General features: G+C 44.5%; 26 protein-coding genes. 8 read left to right on the top strand and 18 right to left on the bottom strand.

Annotated features, from left to right (window positions below; all coding sequences use genetic code 11):
• Positions 1–66 precede the first annotated feature (66 nt).
• Positions 67–834 (top strand): type IV pilus biogenesis/stability protein PilW, encoded by a 768-nt coding sequence (gene pilW / locus AB4263_RS07860; RefSeq protein ID WP_017059173.1) that lies wholly within the window; start codon positions 67–69, stop codon positions 832–834.
• Between the two features lie 89 nt (positions 835–923).
• Here the strand turns inward: pilW and rlmF are convergent, their stop codons facing one another.
• Positions 924–2,225: a 23S rRNA (adenine(1618)-N(6))-methyltransferase RlmF gene (gene rlmF / locus AB4263_RS07855; RefSeq protein WP_372098032.1), complete on the bottom strand. Its 1,302-nt coding sequence runs from the start codon at positions 2,223–2,225 to the stop codon at positions 924–926.
• Positions 2,226–2,229: 4 nt separating this feature from the next.
• Positions 2,230–2,727 (bottom strand): YgjP-like metallopeptidase domain-containing protein, encoded by a 498-nt coding sequence (locus AB4263_RS07850; RefSeq protein ID WP_004734935.1) that lies wholly within the window; start codon positions 2,725–2,727, stop codon positions 2,230–2,232.
• A gap of 137 nt (positions 2,728–2,864) precedes the next feature.
• On the opposite strand from AB4263_RS07850, the gene AB4263_RS07845 reads away from it, so the two are divergent.
• Entirely contained in the window at positions 2,865–3,101 is a 237-nt protein-coding gene (locus tag AB4263_RS07845) for a glutaredoxin family protein (protein ID WP_016786183.1), read from the top strand.
• A gap of 89 nt (positions 3,102–3,190) precedes the next feature.
• Here AB4263_RS07845 and AB4263_RS07840 read toward each other — a convergent pair whose 3' ends face one another.
• Positions 3,191–4,063 carry a LysR family transcriptional regulator gene (locus AB4263_RS07840; protein ID WP_017065533.1) on the bottom strand — a complete coding sequence of 291 codons (873 nt, stop codon included), beginning with the start codon at positions 4,061–4,063 and terminating at the stop codon, positions 3,191–3,193.
• A 110-nt stretch (positions 4,064–4,173) separates the two neighbouring features.
• On the opposite strand from AB4263_RS07840, the gene AB4263_RS07835 reads away from it, so the two are divergent.
• Together AB4263_RS07835 and AB4263_RS07830 are read left to right on the top strand one after the other, a co-directional pair.
• Positions 4,174–5,391 (top strand): MFS transporter, encoded by a 1,218-nt coding sequence (locus AB4263_RS07835; RefSeq protein ID WP_372098031.1) that lies wholly within the window; start codon positions 4,174–4,176, stop codon positions 5,389–5,391.
• Between the two features lie 67 nt (positions 5,392–5,458).
• Positions 5,459–6,025 (top strand): DUF1415 domain-containing protein, encoded by a 567-nt coding sequence (locus AB4263_RS07830; RefSeq protein ID WP_017065531.1) that lies wholly within the window; start codon positions 5,459–5,461, stop codon positions 6,023–6,025.
• A gap of 28 nt (positions 6,026–6,053) precedes the next feature.
• On the opposite strand, the gene AB4263_RS07825 is transcribed toward AB4263_RS07830, so the two are convergent.
• Positions 6,054–7,124 carry a diguanylate cyclase domain-containing protein gene (locus AB4263_RS07825; protein WP_372098030.1) on the bottom strand — a complete coding sequence of 357 codons (1,071 nt, stop codon included), beginning with the start codon at positions 7,122–7,124 and terminating at the stop codon, positions 6,054–6,056.
• Between the two features lie 213 nt (positions 7,125–7,337).
• Here AB4263_RS07825 and AB4263_RS07820 point away from each other — a divergent pair, with 213 nt between their 5' ends.
• Positions 7,338–7,913 carry a nucleoside triphosphate pyrophosphohydrolase family protein gene (locus AB4263_RS07820; protein WP_304564037.1) on the top strand — a complete coding sequence of 192 codons (576 nt, stop codon included), beginning with the start codon at positions 7,338–7,340 and terminating at the stop codon, positions 7,911–7,913.
• Between the two features lie 156 nt (positions 7,914–8,069).
• On the opposite strand, the gene AB4263_RS07815 is transcribed toward AB4263_RS07820, so the two are convergent.
• The 4 genes from AB4263_RS07815 to gntH form a co-directional block, all read right to left on the bottom strand.
• Positions 8,070–8,558 carry a GNAT family N-acetyltransferase gene (locus AB4263_RS07815; protein ID WP_048658534.1) on the bottom strand — a complete coding sequence of 163 codons (489 nt, stop codon included), beginning with the start codon at positions 8,556–8,558 and terminating at the stop codon, positions 8,070–8,072.
• Between the two features lie 115 nt (positions 8,559–8,673).
• Positions 8,674–9,183, bottom strand: coding sequence for a hypothetical protein (locus AB4263_RS07810; protein WP_017068283.1), 510 nt, complete (start codon positions 9,181–9,183; stop codon positions 8,674–8,676).
• A 185-nt stretch (positions 9,184–9,368) separates the two neighbouring features.
• Positions 9,369–9,884, bottom strand: a complete 516-nt coding sequence (locus AB4263_RS07805; protein WP_017068282.1) for a hypothetical protein — start codon at positions 9,882–9,884, stop codon at positions 9,369–9,371.
• A 126-nt stretch (positions 9,885–10,010) separates the two neighbouring features.
• Positions 10,011–11,636, bottom strand: coding sequence for a guanitoxin biosynthesis MBL fold metallo-hydrolase GntH (gntH, locus tag AB4263_RS07800; protein ID WP_017068281.1), 1,626 nt, complete (start codon positions 11,634–11,636; stop codon positions 10,011–10,013).
• A gap of 193 nt (positions 11,637–11,829) precedes the next feature.
• On the opposite strand from gntH, the gene AB4263_RS07795 reads away from it, so the two are divergent.
• From AB4263_RS07795 to AB4263_RS07785, 3 genes are all read left to right on the top strand, one after another.
• Complete coding sequence (locus AB4263_RS07795) at positions 11,830–12,669, top strand: LysR family transcriptional regulator (protein WP_017068280.1); 840 nt, start codon at positions 11,830–11,832, stop codon at positions 12,667–12,669.
• A gap of 98 nt (positions 12,670–12,767) precedes the next feature.
• Positions 12,768–13,487, top strand: a complete 720-nt coding sequence (locus AB4263_RS07790) for a hypothetical protein (RefSeq protein ID WP_102393881.1) — start codon at positions 12,768–12,770, stop codon at positions 13,485–13,487.
• A 59-nt stretch (positions 13,488–13,546) separates the two neighbouring features.
• Positions 13,547–13,780, top strand: coding sequence for a hypothetical protein (locus AB4263_RS07785; RefSeq protein WP_102393880.1), 234 nt, complete (start codon positions 13,547–13,549; stop codon positions 13,778–13,780).
• Positions 13,781–14,004: 224 nt separating this feature from the next.
• Here AB4263_RS07785 and AB4263_RS07780 read toward each other — a convergent pair whose 3' ends face one another.
• The 10 genes from AB4263_RS07780 to cobT form a co-directional block, all read right to left on the bottom strand.
• Positions 14,005–15,471 carry a lytic polysaccharide monooxygenase gene (locus AB4263_RS07780; RefSeq protein ID WP_372098051.1) on the bottom strand — a complete coding sequence of 489 codons (1,467 nt, stop codon included), beginning with the start codon at positions 15,469–15,471 and terminating at the stop codon, positions 14,005–14,007.
• Between the two features lie 487 nt (positions 15,472–15,958).
• Positions 15,959–16,318, bottom strand: coding sequence for a DUF6559 family protein (locus tag AB4263_RS07775; RefSeq protein ID WP_102320089.1), 360 nt, complete (start codon positions 16,316–16,318; stop codon positions 15,959–15,961).
• 29 nt (positions 16,319–16,347) lie between these two features.
• Positions 16,348–17,106: a vitamin B12 ABC transporter ATP-binding protein BtuD gene (btuD, locus tag AB4263_RS07770; RefSeq protein WP_372098029.1), complete on the bottom strand. Its 759-nt coding sequence runs from the start codon at positions 17,104–17,106 to the stop codon at positions 16,348–16,350.
• On the bottom strand, positions 17,093–18,088 hold the full coding sequence (gene btuC / locus AB4263_RS07765; RefSeq protein WP_017065523.1) for a vitamin B12 ABC transporter permease BtuC: 996 nt from the start codon (positions 18,086–18,088) through the stop codon (positions 17,093–17,095). The genes btuD and btuC overlap by 14 nt, the downstream gene beginning before the upstream one ends.
• A gap of 133 nt (positions 18,089–18,221) precedes the next feature.
• Entirely contained in the window at positions 18,222–19,250 is a 1,029-nt protein-coding gene (locus AB4263_RS07760) for a succinylglutamate desuccinylase (RefSeq protein ID WP_372098028.1), read from the bottom strand.
• A 278-nt stretch (positions 19,251–19,528) separates the two neighbouring features.
• Positions 19,529–21,325, bottom strand: coding sequence for a M3 family oligoendopeptidase (locus tag AB4263_RS07755; protein ID WP_136978784.1), 1,797 nt, complete (start codon positions 21,323–21,325; stop codon positions 19,529–19,531).
• A gap of 139 nt (positions 21,326–21,464) precedes the next feature.
• Complete coding sequence (cobC, locus tag AB4263_RS07750) at positions 21,465–22,082, bottom strand: alpha-ribazole phosphatase family protein (RefSeq protein WP_136978786.1); 618 nt, start codon at positions 22,080–22,082, stop codon at positions 21,465–21,467.
• Positions 22,083–22,091: 9 nt separating this feature from the next.
• Positions 22,092–22,703: a bifunctional adenosylcobinamide kinase/adenosylcobinamide-phosphate guanylyltransferase gene (cobU, locus tag AB4263_RS07745; RefSeq protein ID WP_372098027.1), complete on the bottom strand. Its 612-nt coding sequence runs from the start codon at positions 22,701–22,703 to the stop codon at positions 22,092–22,094.
• A gap of 9 nt (positions 22,704–22,712) precedes the next feature.
• The gene (locus AB4263_RS07740) at positions 22,713–23,519 is read right to left on the bottom strand and encodes an adenosylcobinamide-GDP ribazoletransferase (RefSeq protein WP_372098026.1); all 807 of its coding nucleotides are present in this window, start codon (positions 23,517–23,519) and stop codon (positions 22,713–22,715) included.
• Positions 23,519–24,565: a nicotinate-nucleotide--dimethylbenzimidazole phosphoribosyltransferase gene (gene cobT, locus AB4263_RS07735; RefSeq protein ID WP_017065520.1), complete on the bottom strand. Its 1,047-nt coding sequence runs from the start codon at positions 24,563–24,565 to the stop codon at positions 23,519–23,521. The genes AB4263_RS07740 and cobT overlap by 1 nt, the downstream gene beginning before the upstream one ends.
• Between the last annotated feature and the right edge of the window lie 55 nt (positions 24,566–24,620).

Genomic DNA, 24,620 nt, shown 5'->3' with positions numbered 1-24,620 from the left:
TGATAGATTTACGACTTCAATGGGTTTGATTTCATATGATGGGTTGGTGTTCATAAGGAGCTTCACATGCCTGCCAAGCCATCATTTTCAAATCCGATTTCGTTGTCCCGCCCTCTTTCGTTATCAAGTGTGGTACTACTTGCCTCGCTTTCCTTGGCCGGTTGTGTCTCTGTCACTGAAGGACCGCCAAAGATTGAAAGTGATCCTATCGCGATGTCTGAATCTCGAATCGAATTAGGTTTGGGCTATATGGGACAAGGCAATATGGTGAGAGCGCGTGAAAACCTTGAGCTCGCGATTAAACACGCACCTAGCTACTACCGTGCTCGGCTTTCAATGGCGCATTACTACGAACAAGTGGGTGAAGTAGATGAAGCGAGAAGCACTTACCGCAAAGCACTCAGTCTTGATTCAAGAAATGGCAATGTATTGAACAACTACGGTACCTTCTTGTGTAAACAGGGCGAATACGAACAAGCCGATAATTACTTCAATCGCGCCATCGACCAACCCTACTACTACTTGGTGTCTGCAAGTTATGAAAACGCCGCGTTTTGCGCATTTAAGGCTGGCAATACAGACCAAGCGAAGTACTACTTCAGCAGAGCGATTGACCACGATCCAAACCGCGTGAAATCGATACTACAGTTATCAAAAATTGAAGTGAGTGACGCCGATTACAACGACGCTAGGCTTCGTTTATTCAAATTCCACCAGCGTTATGGCTACCAAATTCCATCGCTTAAAATCTTGGTCGAGCTCGAAAACAAAGCAGGTAACAGTGCTCTAGAGAAGAAATATCAGAGTAAGTTAGATGAGTTACTTTCTGCTTAGCGCATATGAAAAACACAAAAAAACGGGCTTGTTGCGTTAACAACAAGCCCGTCCGTATTTCAGCTTAATATCTTAACTAAGTGCAGCCGCTATTTTAGCGCGATCCACTCTTGTCTTTGATCATCGTCCATAAAGGTCCATGCGATAAAGCGACTTACCTTCTGGCCTTGTGACATCTCGACGACTTTTACTTGTTTCGCTCGCAGCTTGCCCAGTTCTGAACGAACCATATCGACGTTGTCTTTCTTAGAAATCAATGTCGTAAACCACAAAACTTGAGTAGCAAAAAGTTGACTCTCTCTTGCCATCTTCATAATGAAAGCGGCTTCACCACCTGGGCACCAAAGCTCGGCTTTTTGACCACCAAAGTTTAAGGTTGGTTTAGCTTGCTTAGTTGATTTATCTAACTTAACTGGCTTCTTGTTCGTTTCAGGCTTGAATGACTGACCGGCTTTCTTAGCACGGTTCGCCGCTAGATTATCCAGTTTACGTTGTGACCCCTTTTCAGCCTCTTCAAGAGAGCTGTGGAATGGAGGATTACAAATAGTGACATCGTAACGTTCATTATCCTTAATCACGCCCTTAAAGATAGATTCAGAGTCAGCTTGTAGGCGAGCGCGGATCTTACCTTTTAGATTAGGGTTGCTTTCCGCTATGAAGTTCGCTGTTTTGATGGAGACTGAATCAACATCTGTCCCTGTACAACGCCACTTATACTCTGTCGCACCAATGATTGGGTAGATACAGTTTGCACCGACACCAATATCTAATGCTTTCACAGACGCGTGGTTATAGGGTTCACCTTGGCCATCGCTATTAAGGATGTCGGCCACTCTGTGAATGTAGTCTGCACGACCAGGAATTGGCGGGCACAAGTAACCAGCAGGAATATCCCAATGTTTAACGCCATAGTGATGCGCCAACAAAGCTTTGTTGAGTAGCTTAACGGCCAATGGATCAGAGAAATTAATGGTGTCTTCGCCAACCGGATTCTTGATCAGATGCTCTTTTAGCTCAGGCAAGGCTGCAACTAGTAACTCGAAGTTATAGCGGCCAGTGTGCTGGTTTCTTGGGTGTAATCCACCTTGAGGTTTTTCAGCCGAGCGTCTTTTCTGAGCTGCGTTCTTGTTAAAAGCCGTTTTATTGAAAGAACCCTTATTCGATGATCCTTTATTTGCACCCTGCTTCCCTTTACTGTCTTTTGCAAAAGGTCGCTTTGCTTTGTTATTGCCCGCGCCTTTGGGTGCACTATTCTTGCGGCTTTTATCAGATGTGTTCTTTGTAGAAATACGCTTGTCGCTGCCTTCTTTAGCTTGGTTATCTTTTGTTTTTGCTGATGAAGTGCTGTTTTTCGACAGGCTTAGCGTCGTTCTATTTTGTGATTGGCTCATTGGGCTACTTCTTTAAATCTAAATACATCATGAATAAACGGGCATCCAACTCAAGTTGATGATATTCCGGTTCCATGTGACAGCATAGTTGGTAAAAGGCTTTGTCGTGCTCTTTCTCTTTGATATGCGCCAGTTCGTGTACCACCAGCATTCTTAGCAAAGGTTCTGGTGCATTTTTAAAAACACTGGCGATACGAATTTCATTCTTTGATTTGATCTTTCCACCGTGATTCTTAGCAACGTAAGAATGCAGACCTAACGCATTATTGATTAGGTGTATCTTGCCGTCGTAAATCACTTTGCTGATCGGTGGTGTTTTTTTCATGTAGCGATTTTTTATCTCAATCGCATAGTCAAACAGGGCTTTCTCGCTTTTTATTTCATGATTCTTTGGGTAGCGAGCTTCAAACCAAGGCACCAATTTACCCGACTCTACAAGTTGAGTAACAGGATCAAGAATGTGCTTAGGATAGCCTTGAATATAGCGTAAAGAAGGATGCATGCTGAAAGACCGTACAAGTTACACCACGACAATACGTTGTGGTCTTGAAAATTGAGCCGCATAGTGTAACTGATCACACTTTTCTAATCACCTAGGATTCGTTACACTTTAGCGAGATTCACCAAGAGAATGAAAAAATGAAACGTGTTGTATTGTACGTCGCAGACAAATGCCCGCACTGTAAAGATGCCCAAAGGTATTTAGACTCTAAGAAAATTGTTTACCGCCTGACGAATGCAAAGATGCAGCGTGGCCGTAAAGAATTGCAAGCAATGGGTGCTCGTTCTATCCCCGTGCTTAAAATCGGCGATCAAGTGATGGTCGGCTGGAATCAGAAAAACTTCGATAAGATGTATAACTCAAAGAACACCTAACGTGCTCTGAGCCAGTCATACTTCTATACAACAAAGCCCGAATATCCAATCTAGGATGTTCGGGCTTTGTTTATTTAAATCTTACTAAATCACACATACCGCTTAACGAAATCAATAAAGGTTCGGTCTGCTTTTGACAGATACCCTTCCTTTCTCCACGCCAAAGATAGGTTCAGTTTCACAGGGTCTTTAAATGGCACGCCTACGACATCTTCCTCGTATTCTGTCACCAAGCTAAGCAACGCGGTGATGGCAAACTCTCGCTTCACGATAGAAAGAATCATTGGCAATAAATTGGTTTCGAACGCAATGGTCATATCAAGATTGTACTTCTTACAAGTCGCATCGATAAAATCGCGGTGGAAGTAGCCCGATTTGAACATGATCAGCTCTTGAGCAAAAAATTCTTCAAAGGTGATGGATGGTTGCGTTGCCAGTGGGTGATCTTTGCCAACTACAGCTAACATTTCTGAGCTTAACAGGTGGTCAGTTTCAAGATCATCAGGCACGTTTTCATGGTTGATTACGCCAATATCGAGTTCGCCGTTTAACAGCATTTCACGAATAGATGCGGTGCCAGCATCAATCAAGGTCAACTTTAGGTTTGGGTATTGGCTTTTAAATGCCATCACTACTTGGGGGAAAAAGTAACTGCCCATCATACTTGGAGCGCCTAATCGAACCTCGCCTTTTTCTAGCCCCTTTAGTTCATTCATCGCGAGCTGAGCATCATCAAACTGCTGGGCGATTCGCTTTGCATGCTCAAACAGTACTTTGCCCTCCTCCGTTAAAGTGACGGATTTATCGCCTCGACGAAATAGAATCAACTCTAGTGTCTGTTCTAGTTTTTTAATGGAGATACTCAATGCAGGCTGTGCGATATGCAGCGCTTTGGCCGCCTGGGTGAAGTTACCAAACTGAGCAACAGCCAGAAAATGTCGAAGTGGTTTTGATTCAAGCATGGCGATATATTTAATATATAGAGGTGATATTTTTAATATATTTCTTTAATCACACCTGTACTGATAACTTGTTCACAAATAGCTTACTAACTCGCGCAGGCACAACGTAAATGTTTGATAAAGGCAGTCCTCAATACAAACGTATCACTCAATCATTGGCGATTGGTTCATTTATCATTTTCTGTAACCTTTACCTCTTTCAGCCTATCTTGCCGCACATGGCGGAGCACTTCCAAGTATCTGAAACTCAGATCAACTGGTTATTTGCTGCTACAACACTCGGCCTTTCGATTAGCTTGGTACCTTGGGCAATTGCCTCTGAAACCTTTGGTCGTAAACCCATTATTCTGTTCAGTCTGTTCGCTATCCCATTAATAGGGTTAAGCATGGTGTTCACGACTACCTTGTTGCAACTCGTTATTGCCCGCGCATTTATGGGCATCGCTGTGGCGGCGTTTGCTGGTGTGGCGGTTGCCTATATGGTTGAGGAGTTAACACCCAAAGCCTTTGCTGTCGCGATTGGAGGTTATATTGCGGCCAACTCATTGGGTGGAATCTTCGGACGTGTATTAGGCGGCTTAATTACAGACTATTTCGATTGGCATGCAACTGTACTGTTTTTCGTTGTCGGTTCATTGCTTGGTGCACTCTTTATTGCCTATCGCCTACCTGACCAACAGAACTTCAAACCTCAAAAAGGGCTGTTCTTTCATCACAACCGCTCCGTTGTAATGCACTTAAGAAACCGCACACTGTGGCTTGCCATGTTGATTGGTGGTGCTAACTTCGCGCTGTTTGTTAACCTGTACTCTGTAATGGGCTTTAGGCTAGTATCCGAACCTCACTCGGTACCCGTTGGTTTAGCTTCACTGATATTCCTATGTTACTTGGCCGGTACGGTCAGCTCTAAGCTATCAAACAAATGGACACTTCGTTTTGATCCGTTAAGTGGAATCTTGATGGGTGTGTGTATCAGCTTAGTTGGAATGCTCGTTTCTGCGGTCGATAAGGTCCCGTTCATGCTCGCTGGTTTATTGCTGATTAGCGGCGGTGCGTTCTTTGCCCACACTCTTGCCTACTCTTGGGTGAGTCAAAAAGCACCGAGCGCTAAGGCGACAGCAACTGCACTTTACTTGGTTCACTATTATATTGGCGGGAGCTTAGGTGGTTTCTTACTCTTGTATTGCTGGCAACTGTTCGGTTGGAATGGCGTGATTGCGGGCGGTTCAATCTTCTATGTTGCGATATTTGCTTGGGTCTACCAATTAAAACAACTTCAAGTATCGGCCTCTAAACTCGCACAAGCAAAAGTACGACTGAGGTTGTAACTCAATTATTGCTTTTGATTGACGTCCGTTCTGATATCCTACGCAAAATTTCATTTCGGAACCTGTTATGTCGAACACTCAAAGCACAGATCTTCAAACCATCCACGACCAAGTAAAACAGTGGTTAGACGATGTCGTTATTGGCCTAAACCTGTGTCCATTCGCAGCCAAGCCACAACGTAATAAACAGATTAAGATCTTTGTGAGTGAAGCAAATACGGAAGAAGCGTTGTTGCAAGACATCATGACGCATTTCGTAGAGTTAGATAACACGCCAGTCGCAGAATTAGAGACGACGTTGGTGGTTGTACCTAACATGCTGCAAGATTTCTTCGACTACAACATGTTCATTGATTGGATTGAAGCGTTGATCAAGCAAGAAGATTGGGAAGGTGTTTATCAAGTGGCAACCTTCCACCCAGACTATTGTTTTGGTGGTGCGGATCCAGAAGACGATGAGAACCTAACGAACCGTTCTCCGTACCCGGTTTACCATTTGATTCGTGAAGCGAGTATGGAAAAAGTGTTGAAGCACTACCCTAACCCTGAAGCGATTCCTGATACCAACATCGCGAGAGTCGAGTCTTTAACGCCAGAAGAACGCCGTCAACTGTTCCCTTACTTGTTTAGTTAATAGTTCAGTTAATCGCTAACATGATGGCTCATATTCCTGAGCGCTCTTGATGATATGGACGAGAAATGAACTGATCTCGTCCATTTTGTTTCGCAATGTACAGACACTCATCGGCAACTTTGATGAGCTTATCTAACGCCGACATCCTTTCCCCTTTGGTATCCCCGGTACTCAACTCAAAATGACATGCACCGATTGATATAGTGACAGGCTTTCTATCCAGTGTGATTTTCTTCATCTCTTGCAAAAGAGTCATGAACTTATCTTCAACACAACTTGGTGTTTTATTTGGGTACCAAAGAATGAACTCCTCGCCACCAAAGCGCGCCACAAACTCACCTTCTTGAGTGTTATTGCTCAGCACGTTCGCCACTTTCTTTAAGACAACATCACCCATTTGATGACCGTAAGTATCATTAACGACCTTAAAGAAATCGATGTCGACAACCGCCAAGGTTCCCTTTCCTAAAGAGCCTTTTAACTGCTCGACTTCCGCATTCAACGTTTTAAACAAGCAACGTCTATTCGGTAGATGAGTGAGAGGGTCATATAAAGCTTGGTATTCTAGCTTCTCGTTCAACTCTTGCAGCTTATGCTCTTGTTGTCTTCGAACCAATTCCACTTCGATCCACGAGGCCATTAACTTCATTACATCAATATCAAACTCTTTGAACTCGCGATAATACGGATTACCACTCGAGAAATTTAGAGTGCCATAGAGCTCGTCGTCGACGAAAATGGGAATGCCAATGTAAGATTCTAAGCCAAAGGATTGGTAAGCAGGATGTCTCGCGTAGATTTTGTGTTTACCGCAGTGTTCAATGCAGATAGGGCCACTCGACTTGCAGGTAATTTCGCAATACGTCGAACGGTAGTCGAACATGTCACCGCTTTTTAAGTCGACACCTTCTGGAGTCACGCAATGTTCTACTAGATAAGTGTTGCCATCTACTTTCGACAGAATACCAATATCTAAATCGAAACGCTCAAGCCCCATTGTGAGCAACTGAGCAATCTGAATATCGAAGCCCTTTCGATAATCATTGGTGATTTGATACAAGCGGCGTATAACAATTTCGCTTTCACTGGCTTGGTTCATAAATGGGATTCCACTACTGCTGACATTAATGGCAACATTAATATTTCGTATATTAAGAAGAGTAAAGTGTAAAAAAACATAATAATCAATTAGTTTGTATGCAAAATACCTCATTGGTCCAATGAATAAAAGTCGCGTTCTTCCACTTTGCGTTAGCACCCCATTCCTACCTTTGTTAAAATGGTCCATTAACGAAACAAAATGGATAGGAATATGAACCTTTCTCAACTAAACCAAGAAATCTACGATCACCTTTACCGCGACATTGAAGAGTTCCGCAGTACTTTTGATCTGCCGGTTGCTGCTCCTGAAACAATGGACGAAAAAGGCGATACGCTACATACCTCTCTAGCGATCGAAGAACTAACAGAACTTGCAGAAGCTGACTCTAAAATCGAACAAGCGGACGCTATCGTAGACAGCGTTTATGTTTTGATGGGACGTCTGGTTCACCTTGGCCAAGCTAAGGTTGAAGACAACCTAGCAATCAGCTACCTGATCGACCTACTGTTGAATGTTTCTAAAAACCGCTCAATTGACTTCTTACCTTGCTGGGACGAAGTACACTCAAGCAACATGAGTAAAGTATGTCGCAACGAAACTGAATACGCTGAAACAGAAGCTTTCTATGCTGAGCAGAACATCAAGCTGATGGCGGTTCAAAAAGGCGAATACATCATCGCTAAGTGTGCGGAAGATTTCGTATCTGAAGGCAAGACAGTTCGCCAAGGTAAAGTACTAAAATCTGTACACTACCGTCCTGCGAACCTTGAGCCACTAACGGCTTAACTAAGTTTACGACTGAACTAAGGTTATGGCTGTAGCTCTTTAAAGCACCAGCGCACCAAAATAGCAAACGCCACGTTTAAATAACGTGGCGTTTTATTATCTGTCAGTTAATTCTAACTGTGTTAATCGTAGCTGTGTGTTAATCGTAGCTAAATGCTATACCAGTCGAGCCATATGATAAGCCGCCACATATTCGCCATTTCTGAAAGCGAACCCTGCGGACTCTCCTTCAATCACGAAACCGAACTTCTTATACAGGCTGATCGCTCTTTCATTATCGGTGTATACCGTTAACTCCATTCGCTTGATGTTAATCCAGTTATCACACAAGTCGATCGCGGTCGCGAGCAGCTGACTACCCACACCTTTGCCTAGCACATCGTCTTTAACACCCATACCAAATGAAGCCACATGTCGTCTTCTTGGATTCACGCACACTTCCATTCCCAAGTTGCCAACAATCTCATCGTCGATCATCGCGACATACGAGTACACGTTGTCAGGTATATTAGAGATTCGTTTTTGCCAGCTTTCCAGAGATGGATTTGGGAGTTGCAGCGTACCGGTATAAGCATTAGTGCATTCGTAAACTTCTTTTATTCCCTTTGCATCTGACGGTTCAGACCGTCTCACTATAATACTCATCGCAACTCCTACTATTTTCATCGCTAAATATGAAACACATCCTTAATGTGCACCTAAACACACTAACAAATAGTGAATATTTAACAATAGGTTAGATGAACTTATCTTATTGGGCTTAATTGATACTGAGTAAACGCCCTCTCTCAATATCTTGCTCAAGTACCTCCGGCGTTAAATCGCCATGTCCATGGTGGTCATGATTATGGTGATGACCATGATCGTGTCCGTGGGAATAACCTTTGTGTTCATTTGCTCTTTGAGCTAACTTGTGTGAGTCCAAATAGGTATCAGTTAAATCAGCACAATATTCTTCGGTCCATAAACGTCGAGCCTCATCATCACTCATGATTTGCTCGGCTTTAGGGCCCAATTTGTCCATGTAGAACATCCCCAGCTCCTCACCTTCTACATTGGCGTGGTTGATAAGGTTCATAAACGCAGGCTCTTGATTCTCATCTGATAGATGACCATTTTTGTAACACACGGTTAGACCAATAATATCGTCGCCAAGTTTCTCTAATTCAGGGTTAAAATGATTGTGACTATGATTATGTTCGGCAGCGGCGACATGCATTGGAGTAAGTAAAACACATGCGATAGCCAGTAGCTTAATGGTATTTTTCATGGGATAGACCTTCTGTATTTTCGAATACAAATTTGATTAGTTGGCTGACTTAGCTTCTTGTGAGATGAGCTAAGTTAAGGGGAACTTCAAGACCATTTCAGCCTGAGTACCCCTCTGTCTCACTACAAATAATCAATATGATTGGATAACGAGGCTCGATATAACGAGCGTTCTATAGACAAAAATCACTTATCAACTACGATTCTTGCTGGTGCGATGGTGTAAGTCATTGGCTTCACCTCCCATTCACCTTTTGCTTCCAATGCAACCGCTAGTGCTTGCGCCTCTTCACATACCTTCGCTGGTTTTCCGTCAGCCCAGTATGATGGACCCGAAGTGTAGCCGCACATCACTGAAAACGTGTGTTGCCCATTCTTTGTGGTGTATTCCGTCATAATGACACCACCTTCTCCATGCGTTATTTTTAGCGAGCCTTCATCGGCGACATGCATTGCATCGGAAGGATTCGGTTTGACATACGTTGTGTAGGTCCCACCATCTGACATGGATTGGTTGTCATACATGGTGTAGCCTTCTTTTTCTGAAGGTAAGGTCAGTTCGTAGTTAGGATCAATATCCGCTAAACGTTCTGAGTTATTCGTCGCACCAGGTTGATAGTTGTGAGCATTGGATTGTCCGTTAGCGAAAACAGACGCTGACACTAAAGATAGAATGACGACCGCTAAAATTGATTTTTTCATAATGAACTCCAGATATTCTAAGCAAAGATGTTGTAAGCAATAGTTTTTATGATTGAGTAAGAGAATGGGTTTATTTACCTAACTTTTTAGGATGTGAGGGCAATATCAGCCCTCACTGCAAATACCCTATTTGTTGTCGGTTCCTGCTCCTTCACCAGGCTCAGTTGGACGACTTACCGACTTGCGCTCAAGGTTGTGGTGAGCACGCACTCTATCCATGTATTCTTGCTTGGTGTTCATACCTTGCTTCATTGCTTCTGGTACTTGTTCAGCTGGGATCACGATGTCACGGTCGACTGGCCACTCAGTCAACAGCTCTGGGTGGTAGCCTTCTGGGTAGTACAGTTTTGGATCCAACTCTAAATCACGAATCTCTTGTTCTTGTATGTCTTCACGGCTGTTTTTCGGTAATGGAATTCTAAAATCAGACCCATCGGCCATATCAAATTGTGGCGCTCGCGCATTCGGGAAATCAGGTAAAATACCTTCACGAACCCACGCATTATCTTTAGTCATGTTAACGACAATGCCATCTGGCGCACCGAAGTGGTAAGGCCCTTGCCAATGGTGGCGAACCTCTGCAACGGTTTCCTCATTGAGATATGGGTCGAATGTCATGTGCGTTGTCATGAACAAGCGCGGTTGTACTTCATTCGCCACATAACCCGCCGCGTACGCTGGTGTATGGTGAGTATCAACGGTGTAACGTGCTAAGAATGGCGGCACACCTTGAATAATCGAAGACACACCAAACGTTTCGGTTTGCAGCTCAGTAATGAACAAGTCTGCACCTTTTGCGTATTTCAAATCTAACTCGGTTGGGCGACCGTCTCCTGTCCAAACAAACGAAAGCACTCGACCGTCATCTTGAGTCCAATTCAAGCGGTAACCAGACGCGCCATCTTTTGCGTGACTGCGTCGCCAGTGAATCACTTCCACATTGTCTTGGTCATAGATAACACCTCCGTCGTCGCGGAAATCAAACTCGTGTACCACTATGTCGTTGCCTGATGGGAACACATCAAATGCGTCGGTGTGCCAGTTCAACATTTGCTGCATGCCTTCAATCATATGACGAGTGCCATATTCTGGAGTCGCACCACTCGGACCATAAATGTTAAGCGGCTTTTCCCAGCGACCATTCCAACCACCAAATTGATACAGGTAAGGTAACGAGCCGTAATGGTCTACGTGTAAGTGAGTAATGAAGATATGGTCGAGTTCATTCATCGCGACACCCGCCGCTACGTAGTTCGCAATTGATCCTTCACCTAAATCAAAGACAAAGTTAGAGCCGTTACCCAATTCGACGTATATCGAGGTGTTTGCCTGCCCCGGGCGAATCATTGGTGATGTCCCCATGAACGTGACACGCATTTCATCCGGTTGAACTTCTTCAGTGCGTGGGAACCAGTTGGCGCCCGACACCATGTGATCGCCATAAGGTGCAATGCCCTCAAACATCAGGCCTTCTTTCCAACCTGAATTGGTTTCTTTGCGATAGTCACCATTGTTTACACCGCCCATTAACACAGAAAGCACCTCTTCTTCTGAAGAGTACAAGTTCCCCTTAGGTTGAGTGCTCAGATACTCTTCAAGGGTTTCACCCTCGTGATATTCAAATTTCTCGAGTTTTTGAATATCAGAGTTAGTTTGCTTGGTGTTGTATTGCATCATTGGGTCAGCAGCAAAAGCGGTGGTCGTGATGATCATTGCTGTAGAGATGATTGATAATTTTGCGAAAGTTCTCATAGTTTCACCTATCGGTCTGAGTATTTAGTAAATGAATGAAGTTCCTTCCTCACTCCGATGCAAACAAGTTTATTAATAAACAGAACCTTGATATATAGTGTAAACTTTACTTAAAACCTCCATTTCATTTATGAGTTAATGATAACTCCACCATGATTTGGATGAGTGGCAATAAGAATAGAGGGAACTGAATTTGGACCTTAATCTACTGACGACATTTTTGGCCGTTTACAAACACAGCTCTATCACCGTGGCATCAGAGCAGCTCGATATTTCTCAACCCGCGGTAAGCGCGGCGATTAAGAGACTCGAAGGTGTCGTGGGCAAGGCTTTATTTGTGAGAGAAGGACGAGGTATCGCGCCCACTGGAGCAGCGGTATCACTCGCTAATAAGATAGAAGACCCATTGAACATCATTGGAACGGTTGAGCAGCAAAAGAATGACCTTAAAGTCTATTGCACAGAGAGCTTGCTTCATTTCGTTAGCCAGGTTGAAGGCGTAAGCTTTACGGAAGCGCCACTCGAAGAGGAAGAACTGTTTGATGCGCTTACTGCACAAAAAGTAGATATCGTCATTGATGTACTTTCGAGTAAGAAACACTCATTGATTGAAGAAACCATCGTCGATGAGGAGCCCGTGTGTCTGACTCGAATCAACCACCCTCGAATTGGTGAGACACTAAGTAAAGAAGAGTATTTCCAAGAGGAACATATTGCGCTCAAGATCAAACGCGCCAACATGAACACGGTCGAGTTTTTATCAGAGAGCGATATCGAGCCGAGAAAAGTCAGAATTGAAACCAGCTCAATTTCAAGCATGCTGATTTTGGCAAGCACGACAGATTATATCGCCGCTTCTACTCGCTCTTTTGCAGAAATGCTTGCACCAGCGCTTGGCTTACGCGTTCACCCTATCCCCATCAAATTAAGACCGATCACGTTTCGAATGCTCTATCACCGCCGCTACGCTAAAGACGAACAGCACATCAAAACCCGTGAAGCAATCAAATCAGCATTAAGGAAACATAAATGAAACTGAGGTTTTAACTAAAGTTAACCCTATTAATATAAATTCAGTTTAATCACATACTCTCTAGCAAGTTAATTCAATAGAACGACACTGGAGAATCCATGAAAAAACTTAACCTTATTGCTCTACCACTTACGTTACTCAGCAGCGCAGCGTTTGCGACTTCGACTCAAGTTTACATCGAACAAAACGTTGCCTCTAATGCTGCTGATAACGGTGTCTACACCACAGAAGCTGGCGCATTAATCGATACCTCAGAAAATGGACAAGTCTATATAGGTTTTGATGACCAGGGTTGGCTAGCCGCGGGTTACGGACACGACTTTCACATCAGCGAATCCTTCACGTTCAACCTATACGGTGAACTCGGTAAATGGGACAACGGTGAAGAGTTATTAATCGAAGGTATTATCGATTATCAAGTGAACGACAACTTCAATGTATTCGGTGGATTGGGATATAACCAGTCAGGGCAAGTACTCGAGAATGTAAGCGACACCACGATCAACACCAATAAGTTCATCGCCGGTGCGGGGTACTCACTCGCAGGCTGGGATTTAGCTTATCAATACACTCACGAAAACAGTGATGGATCCAATGGCGGGTTTACCCACAACGATGACAACGTAATCTTTCATCAAGGCGACTACCGTACCAATGAGCACGAAGTCGTTCTCTCTAAAAGCATCGACGACTGGACACCCTACGTGAAATACACCTACTTCAATACCAACGAAGGTGACCTTTACTTGAACGGCCAATCGATGGGCCCGATCGACAACGACAATATCATTACGCTTGGTTTGTCTTACGACTTCTAAACATCTCAGATTCAATTCTCATAGGCAGATGGATTTGCCCACCTTTCGAGGGCACTACTATGAAAATGACTCCTCAACGCAACAAAGCCATTAATATCGCTGCAGCGATCAGTATCGTTTTGTTTTCTGCGATTCCCACCTACGTAAGTGCTGATCACTTAGACCCCCATTATCTAGAGCCGAGTCATCTAGAAACCAGCTATCTAGACTCCTCCTCCGTCGAATTTATGACACCAGATTTTGATCAGGGGTATCTTAACGATGAGATTAAAGAAAACCTTATTCTGAAATAATTCGTCAACACATTACAAAACGTTATATAGCTCTTGTTTTCTATATAACTCTCATCTTCTTATAGAGCCGTGCTGAGTGATTAAGACTCCGTTCCTGAATCACTTTTTCTAGGCTGATGACATTCAAAACCGCAAATGCAGAGACTAAAAAAGACACCACACTCGTCAAAAAGTGTGGTGTCTTGGTTATTATTGCAAGGCTAATTAACTAACAATAGTTAAGATTAGTTGGCTGGACGCCAAACGCCCCATTTGTCATTTTCGTAAGTCGCTTTAGGGTTAGTGCCACCTTGAACCCACCATTGTGCTTTCCATGACTGGTTCGAGTAAGTCACGACTTCGCCACCAAGGTAAGTCGCTGATGAGTCCCACGTACCTGGATCTGGCGTAGGGTCTGGGTCAGGAGTCGGATCAGGATCCGGCGTTGGATCTGGGTCTGGTGTCACGCCACCGTCATCGGCAATTACTTCAAAAGTGAAGGTTTCAACACTGTCGCTTTCAATCGAGCTAGCCATAAACGATAAAGTTTCGTTTGCAGTGATGCCAGTGGTATCAACTACGATAGAAGCCGTGCCGTTATTTTGAATGCTTACAGAAGTACCTTGAGTTTGAGTCAATGTCGCCGCTTCGCTTGTTGCAATTACAACTTTGTCGCCAGCATTCACTACGTTGTCACTCTTCACTAGCTCGTAGATATCACCTTTCAATGGTTCAACACCACCGTCGCCACCGTCAATCAGCGTTAACTGACCAGAAGCACGGCTATCTTTTGAGTTGAAGAAGTTGCGTGAAGGATCGTTTTGGAAGTACATGTAGTGCTGCATTTCAGCATGCCAGTCACCAATGAAGATCGCGCCATCTTTAAACTCTTCGTGCCAGCCATTAATTTCTGAAGCTAACAAACGAGCCCAATCGTTAACGTTTGAAGCGTCGATAACGATGTCGAAGCTTCGCGCTACTTCACCATACTTGTTGATGATGTCGTATTTAACCGTATCACCAATTTCTGGCGTGCCAAACTGGTCAGAAACAAACAGGTCACCACGCACTAGATCAGGCTCTGGACCCGGCTCTGGTGGAGGGGTTGTGCCACCCGCGATAGTGATGTCTGAACAGTTGTAGAAGCCTTCGCCCGCAGCATCATCACGTTGCCAACGAACGAATAGAATCGCATCGCCAGAACGGTCTGAAGGAATAGTGACATTAATGCGGTACTTGCCGCCATTAACCGGAACGTTACCCTCTTCTTGGATAAGATCTAAGTCTCCCCACGCTAGGCCTTTGCTTAGGTCCGCGTTTGGTTTCGTTAGGTAGAACTCCCAGAAAGAAGGGTTGTGTGGCGCTGTCGCATTGAATACATATTCAAACGTACCAGTATTTAGCTCGGTACGAGTCCAACCAGTATGAGGCGCACCCATGCCGCGTTTTTGCGAATCGTTGGCATAACATAACGTGCCGTCAGGAATCGCCGCTTTTACAGCATTGATATTATTGAAATCTTGGACATTTTTCGCGTACTCGTTACGTTGAACAAACGGGTATGAACCCGAAATGTCTTTTGCTTGAGCACACGCAGCATTAGGTGGTGTACCCGACCAAATCCCGCCTTGCTCGTAACACATGTTCTGACGCGCGCTTGGAAACTCAGACCAACCATGAGCATTTGCCACTGACGGCACACTCGATAGCATAGCCATACCCACTGCTATTTTTAGAATATTATTATTTATTGTTGTCACTTTCCCACTCTCTATTATTTTACCCTAAACACAAAACCAATTGGTTACTAACCAACCAGCACTGTAATTCGAAGGTTTATAGTTTCCGACTTAAAGAACAACGAAAAATATATACGTCAATTTTATCAATAACAGCGGGTTTTATATTAATAGGAATCAGCATCACACAACTCAAACAAATGCGTTGTAGATAGATGATATTGGTTCGAATTATCAATTTTTACCGACAAAAATTACGCATTCCCTAAGAAAATAGATCGCTAGGAAGGTATTTTTTCATTGAATTAATTGGAGTGAAACGCTCGCATAAATAATGATATTGAGTGCTTTTTATCATCATTATTATTACGTTGTTGAGACTGCTGTAAAGTCGCTAAGCTATTGAGCGTATACGTTTATAAATGGATAAATCATTAAACGTTAATTTGAACGAGCTAAACTAATAGCGGCTATTCATGCCAAATCGATTCGACATATCATCGTCCATACGACCGCCCTTCCAACCGCCACCGCCCAACAAATTAAGTACATCACGCGCGTTATATTCCTCACCACCGAAGAAGTCATTAGACACATTATTACGCAGCAATTGAATGGCTGGAGCAATTTCAGCAGCAAGGTCTTGTGGATCAGCAAACAATGCTAAGGCAACCAGTTGTTGGCGCTTACTTAATTCACATGAACTCGTTTCTACTTGCCCAATAGAGAAAAAGTCACTGCTTCCGTACGCTTTCACCAACTTTGCAGAAAGTGATTTGATTACTTTCTTGATTCGTCGTCGTTGAATATATCTAAACATATAGATTGCCTTGTATTGATGAGCTTAAGTTAACCAAACAGCAGATAGGTCTGATTGTCGACTGAGATACTTTTGACTTCGGTGTTGAACACGGACTCTAGCTGCTCAGGGGTAAGCACTTGATCAGCTGAGCCTGATGCTTGAAGTACACCTTTATCGAGCAACAACACTTGGTCTGCGTGTCTTAGTGTTCTGTTCAAATCATGGTTAGCCATGATCACGGCGATGCCCTTCTCAGCCACTCGTTCGATAAGCTTGTACAACAAGGCTTCTTGAGCAATATCCAACGGAGCTGCGGGTTCGTCGAGGATCAGCAGCTTCGCGTATGGGTTAAGTGTCGGCCAAATTTGCAGGCACATTCCCGCCAAACGTACGCGTTGCCATTCACCACCAGACAGTGTCTGAATTGAGCGATGAAGTTTGTCTGCAATGTCTAGCATCTGGCTGATTTCTTCCAAAGCTGCGTTGATTTCAGCATCAAGGCCGTGTGAGGAGCTTGGCAGTGACAATGCAAGATATTGGAACACTTCTAAGTTGAAGGCTGGCCTTGCGCTTTGGCACAAGTAAGCGCGATACAATGATAAATCTTGTAAAGACAGCTCCGACAAATCCTGCCCGTCGATCTTTATATCGCCTTTGTAACCATCACCAATTCCAGATACCGCTTCGAGCAAGGTACTTTTACCGCTGCCATTAGGGCCGATAACGTGAGTCACCTGCCCTTGCTTGAGCTCAAATGATAGTGGTAATAAACGAGCGCCGACGCTCAGGCTCTTAATTTGAATCATGATTTTTAATTAACATCCAAATGAAGATAGGCGCACCGATACTGGTGGTCATCACACCCAAAGGCAGCTCTGCGGAATCTAATAAGGTTCTTGCACAGATATCAGCAAACACCAACAACGCAGCGCCAGCAACGGCAGACAAAGGAAGAAGGTATTTGTTATCAGTACCAATCGCTAAACGCAACAAGTGTGGCACAACCAAGCCAACAAAGCTGATCACGCCACCTAAAGCTACCGCGCAGCCGACTAAAATAGACACGGCGAAAATTAGACGCCAGCGCAATCTCGGTACGTTTACGCCTAACTGTGCGGCATGCGTTTCGCCAATCATTAACTTATCTAGCTTACTACCTTGCAGGCACAGCCAAATAATCACGGGGATCATCACCAACGTGAGCGAGTGTTGATACCAAGTGACGCCACCTAAGCTGCCCATCAGCCAATACATCAATAAGCGTAGACTTAAGTCATCACTAAAATAGAACGCCCATGTCACCATCGCGCCAGAAAGAATGCCTAACGCGACACCCACTAGCAGTAATTTAGCCGTGGTGAGTCGCATGGTTTTTACCATGCTCACTAGAATCACGGTAAAACAAAGTGACCCTAAAACGGCGGCAATCATGAACAGTTCTGGGGTAGGAGCAAACGGCAAGAAGAACAGTACGATAACCATCGCCAAGCTTGCACCACCAGAAATGCCGAGCACACCGGGCTCTGCTAATACGTTACCCAATAAGACTTGTAAACTTGCGCCAGATACGGCTAACCCTGCCCCGATAGCAATAGCCGCCAATAGTCGAGGTAAGCGTAAATCAACCAGTAGTTTTTGTTCTAACGTGGACAAGGTGCCCAGAGGGGAAATGAAAAGATCGCCAACCATTAGGTAAATCGCACTCAGCGCGACAAGCAGTGCTGCCATCAGATAAATGGCTCGGGTCCATTTGCGCTGTTTTTGGTGAAGAAGTTGTTGGAAATCCATATCAAGCTACTTTGAAATTGTTCGCGTAACCTTACCTGTATCCCTAAATAAACTCAAGGCTCACACAGTAATGTGAACCTTGATATTTCAACCAGTTGAGCGGTTGTTTTCGTCGCTTTAACCCAGCTCAGTATTAATCGTATACAAGCTGACCGTGGTCGAATCGTGTTTCAACTTCGCACACCATTAAGGCCGCTCGTTGACCGATAGCCACGTTACGATTTGGGAATACCACTGCTTCGTTTTCATTCTTCGCCATCAATGGCTTATCACCATCATGACCAAACACTTCTCCGTGCTTGAATGCCGTAAAGTTTTCTACGTCATCAGAGAACATGAAATCAAAGTCATCGTGCAAACGAACAATGGTTCTGCTCACGCGATAAGTGATGGTTCGCTTAGGTAAATGCTCTGGCTCAACTTCAGCAATCAAGTTACGCATCGCCAAGTCAAAAGCCGTTAGCTTATCAAGTTGGTTCTCACCAATTCTCGCGACCTGCCCTAGTTCCATTGTCAGTGCTTGCGCTTCGAAGTTTTCAGCACTGTACCAACTGAATGTACTGGTTGGCGCATTTGACAACAACACTGCTTCCACGTGCGCACTGTTAATGAAATCAAACAGCTCTTTACTGCGTACTTCGTGGCGAACTTTAGGGCTCACTGCAAACGAGTAATGCTTAGATAAACGGATTGCACAGTGCAAATCTAGATGCCAACGAGTGGCAGGTTCCGTTTCTTTGTAAAACTCAGTCACCAAGAACTTCAAGTTCTTCGCGATATCCACTTCTCGATTGCTCTCGTACTGCTTTTCATCAAACAGACGATTCATGTTCACATCAAGAAAACGAGTATGCGCGTTAGTGGCTTCTGGGTGAGCTATGATAAACAAGCATCTCGCGTTTACTACTTGGAAACCTGTTTCAATATCCTCAATGAGCTTATCGATCAGCTCCATTGGTGAAGTTTCGTCGCCATGAACACCGGTTGAAAAAATGATGTTCTTGGTTTCAGAATTAAAATCCGCGGGAATCACTTCCAAGACACCGCGTTGATGAAGCTTAATTTGAACACCGTTACTCAGTACGGTCTGTCCTGCAAACACTTCTTGCTCAAGATCTAGGCTGTCAAAAAGAAATGATTGGCGAAAGAGGGTCTTCGTCATGCGCTACTCCTTAATTGCACGGCCGTATGTTAATAAATTGTACATAGAAATTGTGTTGCTAGGATCGCACTTATCAACAGAAACTCCGTTATCACTCACAAATACTACCCATATATTTTTATATTACCTGCTGACTTTACTAACCGACATCTGTTCCAAATAACTTTCTCTATTTAAAGAGACTTTTGGTTGTTTCGGCTTTTCTCAGGTTATGCCAGCAAGATAAGAGCCACGTAAGCTAACACAGCTCTTACCTGCTATGAACAGATTGAGATCAATTAATCTTCCTGATCGAGCAATCTTTCAAATTCATCGATTTGAACTTTGACCATGTCGATGCTTTGTTGCCAAAAATCAGCTTGAGTCAGGTCCATTCCTAAGTGCTTTTGAACGACTTCTTCCGCCATCATGCTGCCCGTATCACGAAGCAACGAAACGTAATCGCCGTAGAATTGCTCACCTTTCGCATCGCGCTGAGCGTAAACACCTTTACTGAACAGGTAACCGAACAAGTATGGGTAGTTGTAGAAGCTTACTTGAGAGATGCTGAAATGCAGTTTGCTCGCCCAGAAGTAAGGGTCAGCTTCTGTCATTGCATCGCCATACCACTCTTTCCAAGTCGTTTCCATCAAGTCACACAGCTGCTGAGCCGTTAGCTCGCCTTTTTCACGCTGCTCGTAGAAGGCTTTTTCGAATTCGAAACGCACTGGAATGTTCACCATTAAAGCGAGTGAAGAAGACAACTCTTCCCATAACATCTCAAGTTTCTCGTTACGTGTTTGAGCTTGTTTTAACAAATGGTCTCTAACGATATTTTCAGCAAAGATCGAAGCGGTTTCTGCTAGCGTCATTGGGTAGCGTGTTTGACACAACGGCATGTCTTTCATCACCCAGTTGTGGAACGCGTGGCCTAACTCGTGTGCCAATGTCATTAAATCTGAGCGGCTACCGCTCCATGTCATGAACACAAGCGGAGTGCGTGTAGCAGCAAACTTGGTGCAGTAAGCGCCTAAACGTTTGTTGGCTGCTGGTGCGGCATCAATCCAACCATTATCAACCATCAAAGCGACAAAATCAGCCATCTCTGGATTTACTTCAGCGAACGCAGTTTTGATCACGTCGATCGCCTCATCAAATGGGTAAACCTTAGATTCAGCGTCACCCAGCGGCGGCATCGCAGCTAAGTGATTCCAAGGCTTCATTTCATCTAGCCCGTGAACTCTTGCCATTAACAAACCTGCTTTCTGACCAACAGCTCGATTAGCTTTCGCTACCGACATCATGGTGTCTAGCGTTTCTGGCACAATGCGGCTGCCGTGTAGGCTTGGATCTAGGAAATGCACATCGCTAATCTTCGAACGCTTTTTGTTTTCAGTCAGTCGCCAACCCGCCAATGCATTTAGAATCGAAGCAAAAGACTCTTGGTGCGTTTTCATCGCACCTTGAACCGCGCGCCATGCTGGTTCTTGTTTGTCGAATTCGCTGCCGTACAACAGGCTCGCGGCTTGTGAAAAGCCTAGGGCTTCCTCTTCACCGTCCAGCTTTAGCGACAGTTTTAAAGATCCGGTTAGGTTATCGTATAAACGACCCCATGCATCACGGCCATCCACTTTCATTGCTGCTAACAGCTGTTCTTCAGCCACACTGAGTCGGCTGCTTGAAAGCTTACGTGAACTCTCAATCGCGAAGCGTTGGCCTGCAACATCTGCACTCTCGTGTTCTAAAACCGCATCAATAAACTCTGGTTCAGCGTGAATCAGCGTGTCTTCATAAGGGCTAAACGCTTGAGACATTTCAGAGTTCAGCTTCGCTACACGACCAAGCAATGCTTTCGCTTCTGTGTGTGTCGCGTCGACCGATGCGTGGCAATTAGCGAAGGTGTTGATTGTACTCAGTAACGTGCCTGCCGCTTCTGAAGTCTGAATCGCGTTTTGCATCGCTAGAATGATATGACGCTTTTCAACGTGTAGGTTCAACAGCTCAATGCACTGCTGAATGAGTTCAATGTCCTGTTCGATTTTTGCATCATTAAGATCGCTATAAGCAATGCTTAGATCCCAACTTGGTGTTGTCATGACTAAATTCCTTTCACGTAGGTAGTAATACCAATCAGGTATAGCGGCTGTGAACGCCGCTTTATACTTCTATTTATATTTCTGTTTCTATTTACAGATCTAAAAGATTGTTAATTCTTAAACTGTGTTTTTTGAACACTCAGAGAACAGGTATCCCTATCGATTTAACGCTGATAAAGCTCTGCGCAAACTGAGTGATTTGAATATGCGTTATCGATGCGTTTTCTATCGATAACTTCGAGTACAAACTCGGGTTTTTCCAATCAATATTAAGGCAGTGCGCTAGCAGTATGCGAATCACACCACCATGAGTAACCAACAATATGTTGTCACTTGAATCATTCAAAAGTTGCGACCAAGCTTGAGTTACTCTGTCGTGGAAGCTCTGTAAACTTTCTGCGCCAGTTAATTGATGATTAGCAGGGTCTTTCCAAAAGGTTTCTAACATTCCCCACTTGTCTTCAAGTTCATCAAATGGGACACCATCTACTTCACCGAAGTTCATTTCCTGAAAACCCGATGCAACTGATAAAGGCACAGACATACGCTCTGCAAACAAGCTCGCGAAATCACCACATCGTCTTAGTGGAGAGCTAACCACGCTATCAAAGGTAATGTCTTGTGTAGTTAGTGCCTCACATATCTGTTCTTGAAGATCAGAGTTGACCAGCACATCAGATAAACCATTGAGCGCAGCTTTTCCTTCGACTTTGCCATGTCTTAACAAATAGATGTTTTTGGTTGTTCCATTGACCATGTGTGCGACCTAGCCTTGAATATCAAGCAAGTGATTAGATGGTTTTAAGTGCAGCGGCAATCCGGCAGCAACCAGCGTGACGCGCTCAACGACGCGAGCTAGCGCTTGGTTCATTCGTCCTGCATTGTCCACAAACAAGCGAGACACTTTACCCAGCGGCACCACACCTAAACCGACTTCGTTAGAGACCATGATAATTTGCGCCGGACTTTGCTCGACGCTTTTGACCAATACTTCAACCACGGCTTCAATCTGTTCATTAGTTGCGTCATCACCCAGTTCAAAGATGATGTTGTTCAACCACAAGGTTAGGCAATCAATCAATACCACATCTTCTTTCTCAAAAGACTGCAGTTTTTCGGCTAATTCGACGGGTACTTCATGCTCAATCCACTGCTCGCCACGACGTTGTTGATGGTGCGCGATTCGTTCTCGCATTTCATCATCAAGATATGTCGCTGTCGCAATATAATTGAGGCGTCCATTTGAACATGCTTCAAACGCACATAATGCTTGTTGCTCTGCAAAACTCGACTTACCAGAACGAGCTCCACCCAATATCAGATGACTATTTCGCTGACTTGTTTGATTAATTTGACTAGCTTGATTCGTGTTTGTCATAGGAAGCCGTTATAGAAAGCCATTGTAAAATGCAGTAATGAATACAAGGTAAATCAGTAACTCCATCAACTGTTGAGCTGCCCCCAAGCAGTCGCCAGTAAAGCCGCCAATTCGAGCCGTTAACCACTTTTTGAAACCTGTTCTGAACAGATAGGCGACGACAGATAAAACCAAAGCGAATTCAAGACCAAACCACAAGCTTGGTAACAGGCCAACCAACATAAGGAAGACAAGTTCGCCCTTGGTTTGTTTATTGGCTAGAGGCTTACTCTTGCTCGTGTCTAAATCGCTGACGTAAGGCATGTCGTAAATAAGCGATGCAGCAATCGCGCGGCTAAAGGTATAACTGGTCACGATGACCATAAACAATCCAGTCATGCTGATAAGTTCATTGAGCAGAACCCACTTTCCAAGCAACGCCATGATCAGCGCAGACGCGCCGTATGTACCAATTCGACTGTCTTTCATGATGGTCAAGCGGCGTTCTAGGGTCATGCCGCCACCAATACCATCGGCCATGTCAGTTAAGCCGTCTTCATGGAATGCACCTGTGAGCATCAGGCTAAAACTCATCATCAAAAAGATCGCCACCGCACTCGGCAGTATGGCATCGAGTAGCAAGAGCACACCGCCACACAGTACGCCAAGCAACAAACCAACAGTAGAGAAATAACGACCCGAACGGTTCATTCGCTCTGATGAATAGGGCATATTCTTCGGCATTGGCAAGCGAGAAAAGAAACCCATCGCCAGTGCAAACAGCTCCCACTGATGGGTGACTCGATCTTTCAACGATCTTTCTGGTACATCACTCATTAAACCGTGACTCCAGCACTTTCGAAGCTCGCCATGTTGTTATAGAACTCGGCTGCCGCACGAATGATTGGCATAGCTAGCGCAGCACCTGTGCCCTCGCCTAATCTCAATCCAAGATCGAGCAGTGGCTCAGCGTCGAGCAGCTCTAACAGAATTTTGTGTCCTGACTCTTCAGAGCGATGGGCGAAGATCATATAGTCTCGGCAACTCGGTTCAATTAAAGTCGCGACATACGCCGCAACCGACACGATAAAGCCATCGACTAATACTGGGGTTTTGTTTTGGTAAGCGCCAAGGAAAGCACCGACCATTTGAACGATTTCATAGCCACCGACTTGTGCGAGTACCTCTTTAATATCTTTAACTTCATTCGCATCTAAACCTTTGCAACGCGCGACACCTTGCTCAACCACAGCCACTTTACGTGCAAGCTGTTCATTGTTGATGCCAGTGCCTAGGCCAACACACTCCGCTGCAGCACGATTCGCTAATGCACTTAAGATCGCTGATGCGCTGCTGGTATTTCCGATACCCATTTCACCAAACATGATGATATTGGTGCCATTCGAAATGGTTTTAGATACAAGATCTGTACCCAGTTCAATCCCACGTTCAACCGTTTCTAAACTCATTGCCGCTTCATTGGCAAAGTTATTGGTTCGCGTACCCAAACGCTGAGAGATCAACATGTCACTGTCTGATTCCACAGGCAACAATATCCCCGTGTCGACTACCGTGATATCGATATTATTCACCGCACAGAAGCAATTGATCGCCGCGCCATCGCTTAAGAAGTTCAACACCATCTGTTGTGTTACCGCGCTTGGAGCAATACTCACGCCTTCGTCAGCAATGCCATGGTCGCCAGCAAAAATGATGATACTTGGCTTATTCAATTCGATGTGTTCAACCGCAGCTTCTTTGCCTTGGCTCTGAATCAAAGCCAGTTGATGTGCGACTTTTTCTAGTAAGCCAAGTGCGCCAAGTGGCTTGGTTTTTTGGTCAATTCGGTGTTGGATGTACTGCGAGTATTGGGTATCTAACATAGTTTTTAAAAACGCTTATTCTGGGTACGTTGATATAGGGCTGCTACTTAGGTAT

The sequence above is a fragment of the Vibrio sp. 10N.261.55.C5 genome, assembly GCF_041470505.1.
GTDB classification, from domain to species: Bacteria; Pseudomonadota; Gammaproteobacteria; order Enterobacterales; family Vibrionaceae; genus Vibrio; species Vibrio crassostreae_C.
The sequence above is the reverse complement of the archived record's forward strand: the minus strand, read 5'-3'. Positions and strand labels throughout refer to the sequence as shown.